This is a genomic window from Pseudomonas sp. HMSC066A08, assembly GCF_001813025.1.
GTDB classification, from domain to species: domain Bacteria; phylum Pseudomonadota; class Gammaproteobacteria; order Pseudomonadales; family Pseudomonadaceae; genus Pseudomonas; species Pseudomonas aeruginosa.
On sequence record NZ_KV811247.1, the window covers coordinates 1 to 223 of the forward strand.

General features: G+C 38.6%; 1 protein-coding gene. It reads left to right on the forward strand.

Annotated features, from left to right (window positions below):
• A partial coding sequence (locus HMPREF2886_RS32820) for a YraN family protein (protein ID WP_139148383.1) occupies positions 1–223 on the forward strand: 223 nt, incomplete at both ends.

Sequence of the window (223 nt, forward strand, 5' to 3'; positions counted from 1 at the left end):
TTATTCCTAAAAGTACTTATCTAGTCGGACAATATTATGAGAGAAAAGCGTTAAATTACTTGCGCCAACAAGGGTTAAAGTTAATTGAGCGTAATGTCCGATATCCCTGTGGAGAAATTGATCTTATTATGCAGGGTAATAGAACATGGATATTTGTTGAAGTCCGCTTTCGGCGTAGTGCACAATTTGGTGATGCAATCAGCTCAGTGACCTACAGTAAACG